Source organism: Ruegeria sp. CL3 (genome assembly GCF_056536505.1).
Genome location: NZ_JBQFPT010000002.1, coordinates 390,475 through 405,502, shown reverse-complemented (window position 1 = coordinate 405,502; position 15,028 = coordinate 390,475). Strand labels below are relative to the sequence as shown.

13 protein-coding genes are annotated in these 15,028 nt (G+C 59.3%); 7 read left to right on the top strand and 6 right to left on the bottom strand.

Annotated features, from left to right (window positions below):
* Positions 1-18: 18 nt before the first annotated feature.
* Positions 19-507 (bottom strand): SH3 domain-containing protein, encoded by a 489-nt coding sequence (locus ACR0NO_RS04310; RefSeq protein ID WP_480723116.1) that lies wholly within the window; start codon positions 505-507, stop codon positions 19-21.
* 171 nt (positions 508-678) lie between these two features.
* Here ACR0NO_RS04310 and ACR0NO_RS04305 point away from each other — a divergent pair, with 171 nt between their 5' ends.
* The 5 genes from ACR0NO_RS04305 to ACR0NO_RS04285 all read left to right on the top strand — a co-directional run bounded on the left by ACR0NO_RS04305 (position 679) and on the right by ACR0NO_RS04285 (position 7,969).
* Positions 679-1,665, top strand: coding sequence for a 2-hydroxyacid dehydrogenase (locus tag ACR0NO_RS04305; protein ID WP_170460359.1), 987 nt, complete (start codon positions 679-681; stop codon positions 1,663-1,665).
* 19 nt (positions 1,666-1,684) lie between these two features.
* Complete coding sequence (gene ggt, locus ACR0NO_RS04300; protein ID WP_480723091.1) at positions 1,685-3,478, top strand: gamma-glutamyltransferase; 1,794 nt, start codon at positions 1,685-1,687, stop codon at positions 3,476-3,478.
* An 83-nt stretch (positions 3,479-3,561) separates the two neighbouring features.
* The gene (locus ACR0NO_RS04295; RefSeq protein ID WP_480723090.1) at positions 3,562-4,971 is read left to right on the top strand and encodes an FAD-binding oxidoreductase; all 1,410 of its coding nucleotides are present in this window, start codon (positions 3,562-3,564) and stop codon (positions 4,969-4,971) included.
* Between the two features lie 44 nt (positions 4,972-5,015).
* Positions 5,016-5,318 (top strand): hypothetical protein, encoded by a 303-nt coding sequence (locus ACR0NO_RS04290; RefSeq protein WP_480723089.1) that lies wholly within the window; start codon positions 5,016-5,018, stop codon positions 5,316-5,318.
* 143 nt (positions 5,319-5,461) lie between these two features.
* A complete protein-coding gene (locus tag ACR0NO_RS04285; protein WP_480723088.1) occupies positions 5,462-7,969 on the top strand; it encodes a GcvT family protein in 2,508 nt (835 codons plus the stop codon).
* A gap of 281 nt (positions 7,970-8,250) precedes the next feature.
* Here ACR0NO_RS04285 and ACR0NO_RS04280 read toward each other — a convergent pair whose 3' ends face one another.
* Positions 8,251-8,904 (bottom strand): DUF938 domain-containing protein, encoded by a 654-nt coding sequence (locus ACR0NO_RS04280; RefSeq protein ID WP_480723087.1) that lies wholly within the window; start codon positions 8,902-8,904, stop codon positions 8,251-8,253.
* Positions 8,901-9,974, bottom strand: a complete 1,074-nt coding sequence (locus tag ACR0NO_RS04275) for an NAD(P)/FAD-dependent oxidoreductase (RefSeq protein WP_480723086.1) — start codon at positions 9,972-9,974, stop codon at positions 8,901-8,903. The genes ACR0NO_RS04280 and ACR0NO_RS04275 overlap by 4 nt, the downstream gene beginning before the upstream one ends.
* A 68-nt stretch (positions 9,975-10,042) precedes the next feature.
* Between ACR0NO_RS04275 and ACR0NO_RS04270 the strand changes: the two genes are divergently transcribed.
* Together ACR0NO_RS04270 and ACR0NO_RS04265 are read left to right on the top strand one after the other, a co-directional pair.
* Positions 10,043-10,540, top strand: a complete 498-nt coding sequence (locus tag ACR0NO_RS04270; RefSeq protein WP_480723085.1) for a hypothetical protein — start codon at positions 10,043-10,045, stop codon at positions 10,538-10,540.
* Positions 10,541-10,546: 6 nt separating this feature from the next.
* The gene (locus ACR0NO_RS04265) at positions 10,547-11,779 is read left to right on the top strand and encodes an HlyD family secretion protein (RefSeq protein WP_480723084.1); all 1,233 of its coding nucleotides are present in this window, start codon (positions 10,547-10,549) and stop codon (positions 11,777-11,779) included.
* 87 nt (positions 11,780-11,866) lie between these two features.
* Here the strand turns inward: ACR0NO_RS04265 and ACR0NO_RS04260 are convergent, their stop codons facing one another.
* Genes ACR0NO_RS04260 through ACR0NO_RS04250 form a run of 3 tightly spaced genes read right to left on the bottom strand, consistent with a single transcriptional unit; the run spans position 11,867 to position 14,977 of the window.
* Positions 11,867-12,943 (bottom strand): BMP family ABC transporter substrate-binding protein, encoded by a 1,077-nt coding sequence (locus ACR0NO_RS04260; protein ID WP_170637604.1) that lies wholly within the window; start codon positions 12,941-12,943, stop codon positions 11,867-11,869.
* A 31-nt stretch (positions 12,944-12,974) separates the two neighbouring features.
* Positions 12,975-13,895 carry an ABC transporter permease gene (locus ACR0NO_RS04255; protein ID WP_480723083.1) on the bottom strand — a complete coding sequence of 307 codons (921 nt, stop codon included), beginning with the start codon at positions 13,893-13,895 and terminating at the stop codon, positions 12,975-12,977.
* Entirely contained in the window at positions 13,895-14,977 is a 1,083-nt protein-coding gene (locus tag ACR0NO_RS04250; RefSeq protein ID WP_170374478.1) for an ABC transporter permease, read from the bottom strand. The genes ACR0NO_RS04255 and ACR0NO_RS04250 overlap by 1 nt, the downstream gene beginning before the upstream one ends.
* Between the last annotated feature and the right edge of the window lie 51 nt (positions 14,978-15,028).

Sequence of the window (15,028 nt, the reverse complement as noted above, 5' to 3'; positions counted from 1 at the left end):
CGGGATTAGAGAAAGAGGCTATTCCCGGACTTCCGACGGATCGACGCCCCAGAGGTTGGCTTTCAGCGTCCACCCCTTGTAGCCCCCCGCCGAAATGCGACACCAATCCAGCGAACACGCGCCAAGACGAGCTACCACCCCGGTTTCGAAATGCGCGTTGACGGTCGAGTTCGTGTCGGGTTGGGCGTAAACGGGCAGCATCTCGGATTCGATCAGCACTGTGCGCACGCCGGACAGCAGGGCGTAGTGAACCCAGCCTCCGGCCCCGTCGCGATCCTGTACCTTGCGCCAGTTGCCGTATTCCGCGGTGATCTGAAGCGGCATCCCGCGCCGCTTGAAGACCCAATCGATTCGATGGGTCAGGGACGGACCGCGGCGCACATTGCCTTCGGCAGCCTTCATCGAAACATAGCGCGGAAGGGGCAGATTGGTGACCGGGCCGCGCGCGTCTTGGGCCGCGACCGGCGCGGAGCCGAACGCAACAAGATACGCGGATAGGATCGCCAAACAAAGGCGTTTCACCGGTATAAGACCACTCACTGACTGCCTGCTCTTGTGCCTGTTGATCTGCTTTCGAAAAAAGGTCGACTCAATGCCTTTGGGGTTCTTGTGCCCCGCCTTATCCTGCGCCACGATGCCATGACGCAAGCGCGTTTGCAAAGCAGTGGGAGGGCGGAAGTGCCAAGAGAACGTCTGAGTGTTGTTGTTACGCGACGGTTGCCTGAAGCAGTGGAAACGCGACTGAGTGAGCTGTTTGATGTTCGCCTGCGCGACGATGACACCCCCATGACCCGTGAGGAACTGGTCGCCGCGGTGCAAGAGGCCGACGTGCTGGTGCCGACGGTGACCGACACAATCGACGGTGGTTTGCTGGGGCAAGCCGGTGAAAAACTGCGCTTGATTGCCAATTACGGGGCAGGGGTCGACAATATCGACGTCTCAACCGCGCGTCAGCGTGGCATTCTGGTCTCGAACACTCCGGGTGTTCTGACAGACGACACGGCCGACATGACCATGGCGCTGATCCTGGCGGTGACTCGTCGTTTCCCTGAAGGTGTTGCGCTGATGCAGCAGGGCGATTGGTCCGGTTGGGCTCCGACCGCTTTGCTTGGTGGACGGATCGGAGGGCGACGTCTAGGTATTCTGGGTATGGGCCGGATCGGTCAGGCTGTTGCGCGCCGTGCCAGTGCTTTCGGGATGCAGGTACATTACAACAACCGCCGCAGGTTGCGCCCCGAGATTGAACAGGATCTGGAGGCGACATACTGGGAAAGCCTCGATCAGATGGTGGCGCGGATGGACGTCATATCGGTCCACTGCCCCTCGACCCCGTCGACTTTCCACCTGCTTAACGCGCGGCGATTGAAGCTGCTGAAGCCCTCGGCTGTGGTCGTCAACACGTCGCGTGGTGAGGTGATCGACGAAAACGCACTGACGCGGCTGATCCGGTCCGGCGATATCGCGGGCGCCGGGTTGGATGTGTATGAACACGGCACGCAGGTGAACCCACGCCTTCGCAAGCTGCCCAATGTGGTGCTGCTACCCCATATGGGATCGGCCACACTGGAGGGGCGGATCGAGATGGGTGAGAAAGTTATTATCAATATCAAGACCTTCGAGGATGGGCACAGACCTCCGGATCAGGTGGTCCCATCCATGCTGTAACCTTTTCTAGGAGCACATTATGCGTATCAATCGGATTTCAGGATTACTTCTGTCTGCCATAGCCTTTGCCGCTCCGGGTTTTGCCCAGGAAACAGCGGACTCCGTGGCCCCCGAAGGCGCAAGCGAAGGTCAAGTTCAAGCTCTGACCGACGAGTTGATCGCGGCGCTAGAGGCCAAAACAAGCGGCGTGCCCGTACAGTCCAAGAATTGGATGGTCGCTGCGGCCAACCCCTTGGCAGTTGAGGCCGGGGCAAAAATCCTGCGCGCCGGTGGATCGGCAGCGGATGCCATGGTCGCGGTGCAGGTTGTTCTGGGATTGGTCGAGCCGCAATCCTCGGGCCTTGGGGGCGGGGCGTTTCTGGTCTGGTACGATGCCGCCACGGGACAGCTTACTACACTGGACGGGCGTGAGACGGCCCCGTTGGATGCGACGCCGACCCTGTTTCAGGATGAAAACGGCGAGCCCTTGCAATTCTTTGATGCCGTTGTCGGAGGGTTGTCTGTTGGCACGCCCGGAACGCCTGCCGTGCTGGAAGAGGCGCACCGCCGCTGGGGCCGCTCGCCTTGGCCCGGGCTGTTCACCGATGGTATCCGTCTTGCAGATGATGGGTTCCTTGTCTCGCCTCGTCTGGCCAGTCTGGTCGCCAATGACGCCGAGCGCCTCTCGCGCTTCCCTGCAACGGCTGAGTATTTCCTGCCCGAAGGCGAGCCACTGCAGCAGGGCCAACGCCTGATGAACCCGGCCTATGCGGATACACTGCGCGCTCTGGCCGAGGACGGTGCCGCCGGGTTCTACGGCGGGCAAATCGCGTCAGATATCGTTCGGACCGTCCGCACCGCGCCGGGCAACCCCGGCGTATTGTCGGGAACCGATCTGGCCCTTTATCAGGTCATTGAACGCGATCCGGTCTGCGCGGCCTACCGCGCCTATGAGGTCTGCGGGATGGGGCCGCCGTCGTCCGGGGCGCTGACCGTTGGGCAGATTCTGGGTATGCTGAACAGCTATGATCTGGCCGAAATGGGCCCAGATAGCATGGAGGCATGGCGCCTGATCGGCGAAGCCTCGCGCCTCGCTTTTGCGGATCGGGGGCGCTACATGGCTGACAGTGACTTTGTACCGATGCCAACCACCGGGCTGGTCGACCCGGACTATCTGGCGCAGCGCGCGGAGCTTTTGAATGCCGAGGGCGCGCTGACCGAGGTCGCTCCGGGCAATCCCGAGTTCGATCATGCGATGAACTGGGCTGATGACGAGTCATTGGAGCTGCCTTCGACCTCGCATATCTCGATCGTCGACAGTTACGGCAATGTCTTGTCGATGACGACGACGATTGAAAACGGCTTTGGCTCGCGCCTGATGACGAACGGGTTTTTGCTGAACAACGAACTGACGGATTTTTCGTTCCGCACCCATCGCGACGGAGTGCCCATCGCGAACCGTCTGGAACCCGGCAAGCGCCCGCGTTCGTCCATGAGCCCGACCATCGTCATGCAGGACGGCGCGCCGGTTCTGGCCATCGGTTCTCCTGGAGGCAGCCGCATAATTGGCTATGTTGCCAAGTCGATCATCGCCTGGGCGGATTGGGATATGGATGTGCAGCAGGCGATCTCGCTGCCGCATCTGGTCAACCGGTTCGGAACCTATGATGTAGAGGTGGACACTGCGGCCGAAGGCTACGCAGATGCGCTGATCGAAATCGGGTTCGAGGTAAACCCACGCGATCTGACCTCGGGTCTGCATGCGATTGAGATCGGCGAAACTCTCAGCGGTGGGGCAGACCATAGGCGTGAAGGGATCGCGCTCGGCGAATAAGACCTGGGTCTTGCCCGGTTCGGGCGGGCCTTTTCGACACATTGGGAAAGGCCCGTGCATTTGGCGGGCAGAAAAGGGGTAGCATGGTGCAGGCGACGGCTTTGCCGAGAAATGAGGCAGGAATTGGAACGGCGCTCGGCATCTTGAAGCAACAGTTTGGGGATCGTCTGCAAACTGGTGCGGCCATCCGCGAACAGCATGGCCACACCACGACCTGGATCACCAATCAAAGCCCCGACGCGGTGGTGTTTCCCCATACCACTCAGGAAGTCTCCGAGATCGTCAAAACCTGTGCCGCGCATAAGGTGCCGGTAATCGCGTTTGGCACGGGTACTTCGCTTGAAGGGCACGTGAACGCGCCTGCCGGTGGGGTGTCGGTCGATCTGACCCAGATGAACATGGTGCTGGCGGTACACGCCGAGGATCTGGATTGCGTCGTGCAACCCGGCGTCACGCGTGAAGATCTGAACACCCATCTGCGCGATCAGGGACTGTTCTTTCCGATTGATCCCGGTGCCAATGCCTCACTCGGCGGGATGGCTGCGACCCGCGCGTCCGGAACAAATGCGGTGCGCTATGGCACCATGCGGGACAACGTATTGAGCCTTGAGGCGGTGATGCCGGATGGGCAGATCATCCGAACCGGCAATCGAGCCAAGAAATCCTCGGCGGGGTACGATTTGGCGCGGCTTTTGATCGGGGCCGAAGGCACGCTGGGCATCATCACCGAATTGACCCTGCGCCTGCATGGTATCCCCGAGGCGATTAGTTCGGCCCGCTGCTCTTTCCCAACCGTCGATGCCGCCTGCCGGGCGGTGATGATGACGATCCAATACGGCGTACCTGTCGCGCGGATCGAATTGCTGGATGAACTCTCCGTCAAAGCCGCCAACGCCTATTCCGGCTTGACCCTGCCCGAAACGCCTCTGCTGCTTTTAGAGTTCCACGGCTCGGACGCCAGCGCAGCAGAACAGGCCGAGATTTTCGGCCAGATTGCAGAAGAGTTTGGCGGCACGGACTTCGCGGCAACCTCAACCACCGAAGAACGCAACAAGCTTTGGCAGGCGCGTCACGACATGTACTGGGCCAGCCTTCAGTTGCGACCGGGCGCCAAGGGGATCTCGACCGATGTCTGCGTACCAATATCCCGTCTGGCCGAGGCCGTAGGGGCCGCTCAGGACAAAGCTGCCGAGCTTGACCTACTTGCGCCTATCGTTGGGCATGTCGGCGATGGGAACTTTCACACGCTGCCCCTGATCGACATGGACGACGCCGAGGAAGTCCGCCGGGCCGATGAGTTTGTCGGTTGGCTCAACGATCTGGCCATCTCGATGGAGGGCACCTGCACGGGCGAGCATGGCATCGGGCAGGGCAAACGCCCGTATCTTGAGAAAGAACTAGGGCAGGCAACACACTACATGGCCGCGATCAAGGCGGCGCTGGACCCCGACAACATCATGAATCCGGGAAAGATACTGGCCGATCACACCTAGCAGTTTCCGCGATCTTGTCTGCTTTGTGCCCACAAATCGTCTAGGTGATGTGGTTTCTTGCGGCGAAAGACGAACAGGTGATCGACATGAGTGCAAAATATCTGGCTGGCTTTGTCGCGGTGGCCGGGCTGGCGGTCGCGGGGCTGGACTACTACCAGAAAGCCAAAGCCTCGGGTGACGGGCTCAGCGCAAGCGACTATATCGCAGCCTTCACTGGCGGGCCCGAGGATGAACCCGCAAGCGTTGACAGCACGTCGGAAGTTCAGGAATCCGAAACCGCCGAGCCGCCTGGCAAACTGGTGTGCAAGACCGTTGGAAACACCAAACGGTGTCGCTCCGAAGGCTGATGGCTGGATCGTAAGTCGCCATTTAACGACCTGCATCTCCCGTGCGGGTCGTTTTTCTTATATCACTGGTCGGATGGCTTCCGCGATTGATTTCGGAATCAAGCCATATGGTGGCAACAGATTCCAAGGGGAGACACCCGGTTATGAAAACCCAAGTCAAAGCACTGGTCGTTGGCGGCGGCGCCGTCGGAACCTCGATTGCCTATCACCTGGCCAAAGCGGGCTGGGATGATGTGATGTTGATCGAGCGGGACGAGCTGACCTCGGGCTCAACCTGGCACGCGGCGGGCCTGCTGCCGCTGTTCAACATGTCTTACGCGACGACCCACATCCACAAATATTCGGTCGATTTCTACAAGCAGCTTGAAGAAGAGACCGGTCTGAACGCGGGTTTCGCCGTGGTTGGCAACCTGCGCATGGCGCAGACGCAAGAGCGTATGGACGAATACATGCTCTATGCGTCTACAGCTGAGACCTGTGACGTCGCTTACGAATGGCTGACACCCGAGCAGATCAAGGAACGCTGGCCGCTGATCGAAACCGGCGACCTGAAGGGTGCGATCTATCACACCGAAGATGGCTATATTAACCCTGCTGACGTGACCCAAGCGATGGCCAAAGGTGCCCGTCAGCGCGGGGTCGACATCGTTCGCAAGATGCAGGCGGATGCCTTCCACTGGAACGGCACTCATTGGGAAGTCACCTGCACCAAGATGATCGAGCAGGGCGGCAACCTTGTTCCCTCCGATGAGCAGGTGGTGATCACCGCCGAGCATGTCGTGACCGCATCGGGCAACCACGCGCAGCGCACCGCCAAGATGCTGGGCATCAAGATGCCCGCGATCCCGGTCGAGCACACGTTCATTGTCATGGACAAAGACCCTGAGTTGGTCAATTGGCGTGAAGCCGGTAACCCCGAGCACCCTGTTGTGCGTGACGCCGACAACGAGTCTTATGCGCGTGAAGAACGCGGTGGCTGGATTCTGGGTATCTATGAACACGGTGCGCCTGCACGTTTCGAACATGGCGTACCTGACAGCTTCCGCGCTGACCTGTTCCCGCTGGATATCGACCGGATCGCAGACCAGTACATGGCGATGGCTGAGCGCGTGCCCTCCTGCGCCGAATCTGGCCTGAAAGACGATTTCAACGGCCCGATCTGCTACACCCCCGACGGCAACCCGCTGGTCGGCCCCGCACCGGGGCTGCGCAATATGTGGCTGGCCGAGGGCTTCAGCTTCGGGATCACCGCTGCGGGCGGCACCGGCTACTATCTGGCGCAGATGATGGTCGATGGCGAAGCCGAGATCGACATGGCATCGCTGGACCCCAAGCGTTATAGCAGCAACTGGATGACTACCGAATTCGCGGCGCGTAAGAACGAAGAGTGCTACGAGCACGTCTACATCCTGCACCACCCGGATGAAGAGCGTGAAGCCTGCCGTCCTCTGCGTACCGTTCCGGCCTATGACCGTCAGAAAGCGCGTGGCGCTCAGTTCGGTTGGGTGAACGGTTGGGAACGTCCGAACTATTTTGGCCCTGTCGATGCGCCGGATAATTTCGACAAGGAAAGCCGCTCGTTCCGCCGTGGTGGCTGGTGGCAGTATGCAGTCGAAGAAGCCAAAGCGGTCCGCGAAGGCGTGGGCCTGATTGACGCATCGGCCTTCACAAAACATATCGTCAAAGGCTCCGGTGCGACCCGGTTCCTGGATTGGTTCACCTGCAACAAGCTGCCCAAGGTCGGTCGTATCAACCTGACCTACGCGCTGACGTCGCACGGCACCACCCGCACCGAATACACCATCGTCCGCAAAGGCGAGAACAACTACTACATCGTCTCTGCCGGTGCCTGGACCGAGTACGACGCCGACTATCTGCGTAAAGCAGCCGAGGACAAGATGGAGGAGTTCGGCTACATCGAGATCCAAGACGTGACCACTCAGTGGGGCGTCTTTGCCATCGCCGGACCCAAGTCGCGCGACGTTCTGAAAGAGGTCATCAAAGACGCTGATCCGGAAACCGCGCTGTCCAACAAGCGCTTCCCCTGGCTGTCGGCCCGTCAGATCGAACTGGGCATGTGCCCGGTCAACGCGATCCGTGTGGCTTATACGGGTGAGCTGGGCTGGGAACTGCACCACCCGATCGAAATGCAGAACTACCTGTTCGACCTGCTGGAAAAGGCGGGTGAGAAGCACGGTATGAAGCTGGTCGGCGCGCGCGCCCAGAACTGGTTGCGTCAGGAGAAATCCTATCGCGCCTTCGGCACCGAATTGGGCCGCGACGCGACCCCGCTGGAAGCCGACCTGCCGCGTTTTGTCGACCTGTCGAAAGACTTCCACGGCAAGGCCAAGCTGGAAGAGACTGGTGTGCGCTTCAAGTGCTGCACCCTTTTAATCGACGGACCAGACGATGCCGACCCGTGGGGCCGCGAGGCGCTGTACACAACGGAAGGCGCACGCGTGGGTCGTCTGACCTCGGGCGGTTACTCAGTGGCGTTCGAGAAATCCATCGGCATGGGCTATGTGACGCCTGATCTCGCGGTTGAAGGCACCAATCTGAAGGTCAAGATTCAGGACAAGCTGTGGGATGCCGTTGTCACATGCGACAGCCCCTACGACCCGAAGAACGAAACCATCCGCAAGGACGGCTGACATCTTGAATAACTGCGGCGGCGCTAGTGAATGCGCCGCCTGCGGCGACACATGCCTCCGGAGGAGGTATTTTCAAACAGAAGAGGCGGGGGCTGGTGAAAAATCCAGCCCCCCTGCTTTTGGCAAGGGGGGCCTTCTCCTGTTGCGGTCATCGGCGCCTCCGCCTGTACCGCAAATCGACAGTCGCATATCAGAGTTGACGGTCCGTTACTTCTTCTGTTCAAAAACACTCCGCCGGAGGCAAGCCTGCGCCAGCAGGCTTTGATCGGCCCAACAACTGATCAGGTTTTCGGCCTTTGAGCAACAAATGCGAGATTATTGGCAGGCATTTCCACCAGTTGGACCAGCTGCAAGCCGTAATACTGCAAACGCTCTTTGATCTCTTTGTCGTTCTTGTACCCGATCTCTGGATTCTGTGAGACCAGGGCTTCGTGGAACTTTTCATCCCCTGGGCTGGTCAAAGCGCCGTGTCGCATGAAGGGGCCGTAGATGATGAGGCGACCTGCCGGACTCAGAGCCTGTGAGGCCTCGCTGAGAAACGTGTCAGTTTCGGGCCATGAGATCAGGTGTAGCAGGTTGATCAGAACGATCAGGTCCTGCTCTTGGAATGCCTCATGCCAGCCTGCGGAGGTCGCATCCAGATCGGTGGCGGGACGGATGTTGGAGACGCCCTTCGCATAGGCGTCGATGCTGGCGCGGCGTTCAGGGTCGATTTCTGTGGGTTGCCATACCAAGTTGGGCAGTGTCTGTGCAAAGGCGGCAACATGTTGCCCAGTGCCGCTAGCTATTTCCAGTGCGCGACCCGAGGCAGGTGCCATCTTTGTCAGCAAGGCGCATAGCGCGTCCGAGTTGCGGCTGGCGGCTGGGGCGATCATACGGGCCCCATCGCCTTGCGTCGCGACGCTGGCATTCGAAGGCAGAACGCGTTTGGTCATGATCGCAACCTTTCCACATGCAACTGATTGACGATTTCTTTAGGTAGTTCAGACGGCGTCGCCGTCACAAGGCTGGCCAGATGGGACGATGCAGCTGGCGATGTCTGGAACCCGTACCCACCTTGACCCGCGCACCAGATGAACGAGCGGTCCTGTGGATCTGGCCCCAGCACCAACGTCCCATCCGCCACAAAACTACGCAGCCCGGCCCAGTTCGCCTCGAGCCGCGTGACGGGGGTTGTCACCATAGCCTCATACCGCGCCAGACCTTCTGCAAGAACCATATCGTCGGCATAGGCGTCATGAGGCGTTGTCGGTTCGGCTTCGGAGGGTGAAACCAGATATTTCCCCGCATCAGGCTTGGCATACCAACCTTCCCCCGGCCCCATCAGCATGGGCCAGTTGGATACGTCATGCCCTCCGGGTGCGGGAATACGGGCCATGGAGCGGCGCTTCGGCACGATGCCAATAGGCGGCAGGCCAGCCATCGCGGCGACCTCATCCACCCAAGCGCCAGCTGCATTGACCAAGTTTCGGGCCTCGAACACGTCGCCTGCCTGAACGACCCAATGGCCGGTTTTGCGGATATCGGTGACGGCCTGGCGGGTCAGGACTGAACCGCCATTACCCCGGATCACGCGCGCGAAGTCCTGCATCAGGCGGTCGGTATCGATGTCGAAGGCGTCCACGCTGATGGCGGCGTGGGACAGAACGTCCGGGTTCAGGATCGGGACTTTGTCGATGGCTTGCTGCGGCGAAATGGAGCTTACGTTCAGTTCTTCGACGTCTCTGGCAAACAGGTCGGTCTGATCGTGGCGTGCAACCAGCATGAGACCTCGGGGGGTCAGGTAGCCTCCGTTCGCTGATCGCAGGTAATCGACCCCGGCCTGATTGAGCGCAACCACCGAGGGCGGGCCGTAGTTTTCCTCGAACATCGCAGCCGAGCGACCCGATGAGTGATAGCCCAGAGCGTCCTCAGCCTCGAGAACAGTGACAGAGCCATGAGCAGACAAACGCGCGCCCGCGCTAAGGCCAGCGATGCCGCCGCCGATGATTAGAAAGTCGATCATCGCAGGGTGACCGGGATGGATTGTGATGAAGCAGATGTCATAAGGGTCTTGGTGCTTGTTATAAGAATATGCTTGGATTTCGGGGAACTATAAGCAGGCTTGAATTTGGCGATCAACCCGGCCAAAGACGCATCATAGAAAAGAAGGAGATTAAGGTGACTGCAGCGGACCTCCATCCTATGGCTACGGGACATATCCCAAAATATGTCGTCGCAGCCGATGGGAGCGACTACCTCTTTTCGGCAATGGTCGTGTTTTTTGTCGTTCTGGTTGTGTTGATTGGTGTCGGATATTTGACGCTGCATTCGGTGCCCGAGAAAATGGCGCATGAGAACAATCACCCTCAGTTCCAGTTGGTGGGCATTTTGGCGCTGTTGGCGCTGTTTACACATAACGGCATTTTCTGGATCGCAGCCGTTCTGGTTGCCGGTTTCCAATTCCCAGATTTTGCGACCCCGATGCGAAACATAGCGGAAGCTATTCGCTCACTCGGTCAGTCTCTTGCACCTCAGGCACCTGCCGAACCGGCCCCTCCGGCACCACAAACCAAAAATACGCCGGAGTAGTAAGCCATGATCGAAACGATGCTCTGCGCCCTGATTACGGTGCTGCCGGATTTCCTGTTCCGACGCTTTGTCCAAGGTAAGCGGATCGGGCATGAGATCACACTTTTCACCATGTGGTACGAGCTACGCTGGGGCCTGACCACCTGTGCCATTCTGGCGCTGTCCGTGATCACCACGCTGTTCTACTTCCATCCGGCCTCCAGCACGGCGGCCTCGTATTTTCGGACAGTCACGATCCTGCCGCAACTGGGCGGGCGGGTGTCTGAGGTCTATGTCAGCAACAACGATACGGTGACCGCGGGCCAGCCGATTTTCCGGATCGAGGATTTCACCCAACAGGCGCAGGTTCAGGCCGCCCATGCACAGATCGCGCAGGTTCAAGCCTCATTGAAAGTGGCTGAGACGGATCTGGCGCAGGCGGATGCCGGGATCGCCGGTGCGCGCGCCGCCTTGGCACAATCTGTCGAAGACCTAGAGCGTAACACCACACTGCGCGACGAAGGCTCCAGCGCGGTGCGTCTGGCCGAGATTGAGCGGTTGGAGAATCTGGTGGCTGAACGCGAAGCGCAGGTCACCGCCGCCCAGTCGCAGCGCGCCGCCGTGGTACAGCAGATCGAGGAACTGATCCCAGCCCAATTGTCCAGCGCCAACGCGCAACTGGATGCAGCCCTGACTGAGCTGGACAAGACTGTGATCAGCGCGGGTGTTACCGGTCGGATCGAACAGTTCGGTCTGCAGGTTGGTGACTATGTCAGCCCGCTGTTGCGCCCGGCTGGCATTCTGGTGCCTTCGCACTCGGGCCATGATCGTTTTCAGGCTGCGTTCAACCAGATGTCTGCTCAGGTCATCAAACCGGGCATGATTGGAGAGCTGGGTTGCATGACCAAACCCTTCACTGTGATCCCGATGGTTGTGGTCGAGGTGCAGGACGTCATACCCTCAGGTCAGATTCGTCCAACAGACGAGTTGCGGGACGTCCAGCACAACAAAGTGCCGGGTTCGATTCTGGTGTATATGGAGCCGCTGTATAAAGGCATGGCGGATGACATCCCTCCGGGCAGCAACTGTCTGGCCAATGTCTATACCGACAACCACCACAAGCTAGAGGATGAAAGCCTCGGCTTTTGGAACAAGGCGTTCCTGCATGTGGTCGACACGATTGGAGTGGTTCATGCGGCCGGCCTTCGGTTACGTCTGATCCTGATGCCGGTGAACACCTTGGTGCTGACGGGGCACTGACGGTTCAGACCTTGATCTGGGCAATTTAGCCCCAACAAAAAAGGCCCGCAAAATGCGGGCCTTTGGTTTTTCGATACGCCCTGCAGCTTACTGCGGGATCTCGCCTTCCAGACCTTCGATGTAGAAGTTCATACCGGCCAGCGTACCGTCATCTGCGACCTCACCTTCGGCCAGCCAGTCGCTGCCATCCTGCTTTTTGATCGGGCCGGTGAAGGGGTGGTATTCACCTGCAGCCATGGCTGCTTTCAGCGCCAGAGCCTCTTCTTTGACATCTGCGGGAACCGCGTCTGAGATCTCGCCGATTGCGACCATGCCTTCGCGGATACCGTCCCATGTGTTGGCGCTTTCCCATGTGCCGTCCATGACAGCCTTGGTCCGTGCGATGTAGTAGGGCGCCCAGTCATCGATGATCGAAGATACGCGCGGGAACGGGGCGTACTCGCTCATGTCCGAGGCCTGACCGAAGGTCACGACATTGCCAGCCTCCTGCGCAGCCGCTTGAGGCGCGGTCGAGTCGGTGTGCTGCAGGATCACGTCCGCGCCCTGTTCGATCAAAACAGTGGCAGCGTCAGCTTCTTTCGCGGGATCGAACCAAGTGTAAGCCCAAACGATCTTGAACTCGACATCCGGGTTCACCTTCTTGGCGTGCAGATAGGCCGAGTTGATGCCACGGATAACCTCAGGGATTGGATAGGACCCGATATAGCCGATGATGTTAGACTTGGTCATCTTACCCGCGATGTGGCCCTGAACGGCACGACCTTCATAGAAACGGGCCGAGTAGACAGCAACGTTGTCGGCGGTTTTGTAGCCTGTGGCGTGTTCGAATTTCACATTCGGGAATTTCTTCGCCACGTTAATGGTCGGGTCCATATAGCCGAACGAGGTTGTGAAGATCAGGTCAGCGCCTTCCAGCGCCATTTGCGTCATGACGCGCTCGGCATCCGGGCCTTCGGGAACGGATTCGACAAAGACGGTTTCAACCTTGTCGCCGAACTCTTCCTCAACGGCCAGGCGACCTTTGTTGTGTTCATAGGTCCAGCCGCCGTCGCCCACCGGACCGACATAGACGAAGCCGACCTTGGTCTTGTCGTCGGCTGCCATGGCCCCCGAGGCCAGACCCAGCGCCATTGTGGCGCTTGCCAGAAGTGTCGTGAATTTCATGTGTTACTCCCCAAGTTGGTTCAGTTGGCCCCTAGTGCGAGGCGTGGAAAATCCGGCCCAGCGAGGCAGGTGCGCTGCTCTTGTCGGCCGAAAGGATCACAAGCACAAGGATCGTGATGATGTAGGGCGACATTGCCAGATACTCGACAGGAATGGCAACGCCCGCTGCCTGCAAATTAAGCTGCAACACGGTGATGCCGCCAAACAAATAGGCACCCAGCAAGGCACGCCATGGCTTCCAGCTGGCGAACACCACCAGCGCCAGAGCGATCCAGCCGACACCGGCGGTCATGCCCTCGGTCCACTGAGGGACACGGATCAGGCTGATATAGGCGCCGCCCAGCCCGGCACAGGCCCCGCCAAACAGGATCGCCATGATGCGGATCTTGATGACTTTGTAGCCCAACGCATGCGCTGCATCGTGGTTATCACCCACCGCGCGCAGGATCAGACCAACACGCGTGTATTTCAGCGTCGCCCAAACACCCGCAGTCAAAGCGATGCCGACATAGAGGATCGGGTCATGCTGGAAAAAGATTGGCCCGATGACAGGAATATCGCTGATTAGGGGGATATGGATATCCTCCATGCTGGGGGGTTTGATCCCCACATAGCTTTGGCCCAGAAGGGCACTGAACCCAAGGCCGAACAATGTCAGCGCAAGGCCACTGGCCACCTGATTGGCCAGAGCGACCTGTGTCAGCAACACGAACAGTAGTGACAGCACCGCACCGCCAATAGCTGACGCGATAAAACCCAACCATGGCGAGCCGGTTTCCACCGAGATCGCGAAACCGCTGATCGCGCCGACGATCATCATGCCTTCGACGCCGAGGTTCAGAACGCCTGCTTTTTCGACGACCAGCTCTCCGATCGCGGCCAGCAGCAGGGGGGTCGCCGCAACCATGAGCGAGGCGACCAGAAGGACGGGATTGATTTCACCAAGATCCATTACGCTACCTCGCTACGGGCCGCACGGATGCGGTAGTTTGTCAGAAGATCGAATGCCAGCAGGAAGAACAAAAGCATCCCCTGGAACACCTGAATGGCAGCGGCAGGCAGCCCGAGCTGAGACTGCGCGATTTCACCGCCGATATAGGTCAGCGCCATCAAGCCACCGGCCAGCAGGATACCCACTGGGTGCAGTCGGCCTAGAAAGGCTACAATGATCGCTGTGAAGCCGTAGCCAACGTTAAAGTCGATACTGACCACACCCGAAGGGCCTGAGACTTCGAACATCCCCGCCAGACCGGCCAGAGCGCCGGACAGGCCCAGACAAAACAGGATCAGACGGGCAGGATTCACACCAGCAAACTTTGCAGCACGCGGAGCTTCACCAGTCAAACGGATGTGAAAGCCCAGCATGTGCCGGTTCAAAAGAACATAGGAAAAGATCACCGCGATGAGGGCCGTCACGACACCCCAGTGCATCCCTGATCCAGCGATCAGTTCGGCATTATGCGCGCTGTCATAGGATTGCAGGTTGCGCGACCCGGGAAAGCCAAACCCCTCGGGGTTTTTCAGCAAGCCAAGGGACACCGAGGCCAACATCTGCTCGGCCACGTAGACCAGCATAAGCGAAACAAGGATTTCGTTGGTACCAAAGCGCACCTTCAGAAAGGCCGGGATCATGGCCCAGAGCCAGCCACCAAAGGCCCCCGCTATCACCATGATTGGAAAGATGTAAAAGGCGTCCAGAGGGTAAAAAGCCAATCCGGCCCCGGCCCCGAAGATGGCGCCCATGATGTACTGCCCTTCGGCCCCGATATTCCAGATGCCGGCGCGGAAACCCAACGCGAGGCCGATCGCAATCAGCACCAATGGCGCGCCTTTCACCAGCAGTTGCGGGCGATAGTAGAATGCGAACTCGCCGAACAGGGGCTCCCAAAAGATGGTGCCGATGGCCTCGATCGGGTTTTTACCCAGAATGGCGAACAGGATGCCGCCAAAGACCATCGTAGCAATCACTGCCACCACGGGGGTCGCATAGGACCACGCTTTCGACGGTTGCGGCCGTTTCTCCAACACAATCATGTACTTATTCCCCGCCCGTCTTCATCTTTTTCCAAATACTCTCGCCGAAGG

Bases quoted from the DNA above. Each gene is read 5' to 3' on its own strand.
- ACR0NO_RS04280 (WP_480723087.1), bottom strand. From the start codon at position 8,904: ATGACCAAACGCGTTCTGCCTTCGAATGCCAGCGTCGCGACGCAAGGC.
- ACR0NO_RS04270 (WP_480723085.1), top strand. From the start codon at position 10,043: ATGCTTGGATTTCGGGGAACTATAAGCAGGCTTGAATTTGGCGATCAA.
- ACR0NO_RS04295 (WP_480723090.1), top strand. From the start codon at position 3,562: ATGGTGCAGGCGACGGCTTTGCCGAGAAATGAGGCAGGAATTGGAACG.
- ACR0NO_RS04275 (WP_480723086.1), bottom strand. From the start codon at position 9,974: ATGATCGACTTTCTAATCATCGGCGGCGGCATCGCTGGCCTTAGCGCG.
- ACR0NO_RS04250 (WP_170374478.1), bottom strand. From the start codon at position 14,977: ATGATTGTGTTGGAGAAACGGCCGCAACCGTCGAAAGCGTGGTCCTAT.
- ACR0NO_RS04260 (WP_170637604.1), bottom strand. From the start codon at position 12,943: ATGAAATTCACGACACTTCTGGCAAGCGCCACAATGGCGCTGGGTCTG.
- ACR0NO_RS04255 (WP_480723083.1), bottom strand. From the start codon at position 13,895: ATGGATCTTGGTGAAATCAATCCCGTCCTTCTGGTCGCCTCGCTCATG.
- ACR0NO_RS04265 (WP_480723084.1), top strand. From the start codon at position 10,547: ATGATCGAAACGATGCTCTGCGCCCTGATTACGGTGCTGCCGGATTTC.
- ACR0NO_RS04285 (WP_480723088.1), top strand. From the start codon at position 5,462: ATGAAAACCCAAGTCAAAGCACTGGTCGTTGGCGGCGGCGCCGTCGGA.
- ggt (WP_480723091.1), top strand. From the start codon at position 1,685: ATGCGTATCAATCGGATTTCAGGATTACTTCTGTCTGCCATAGCCTTT.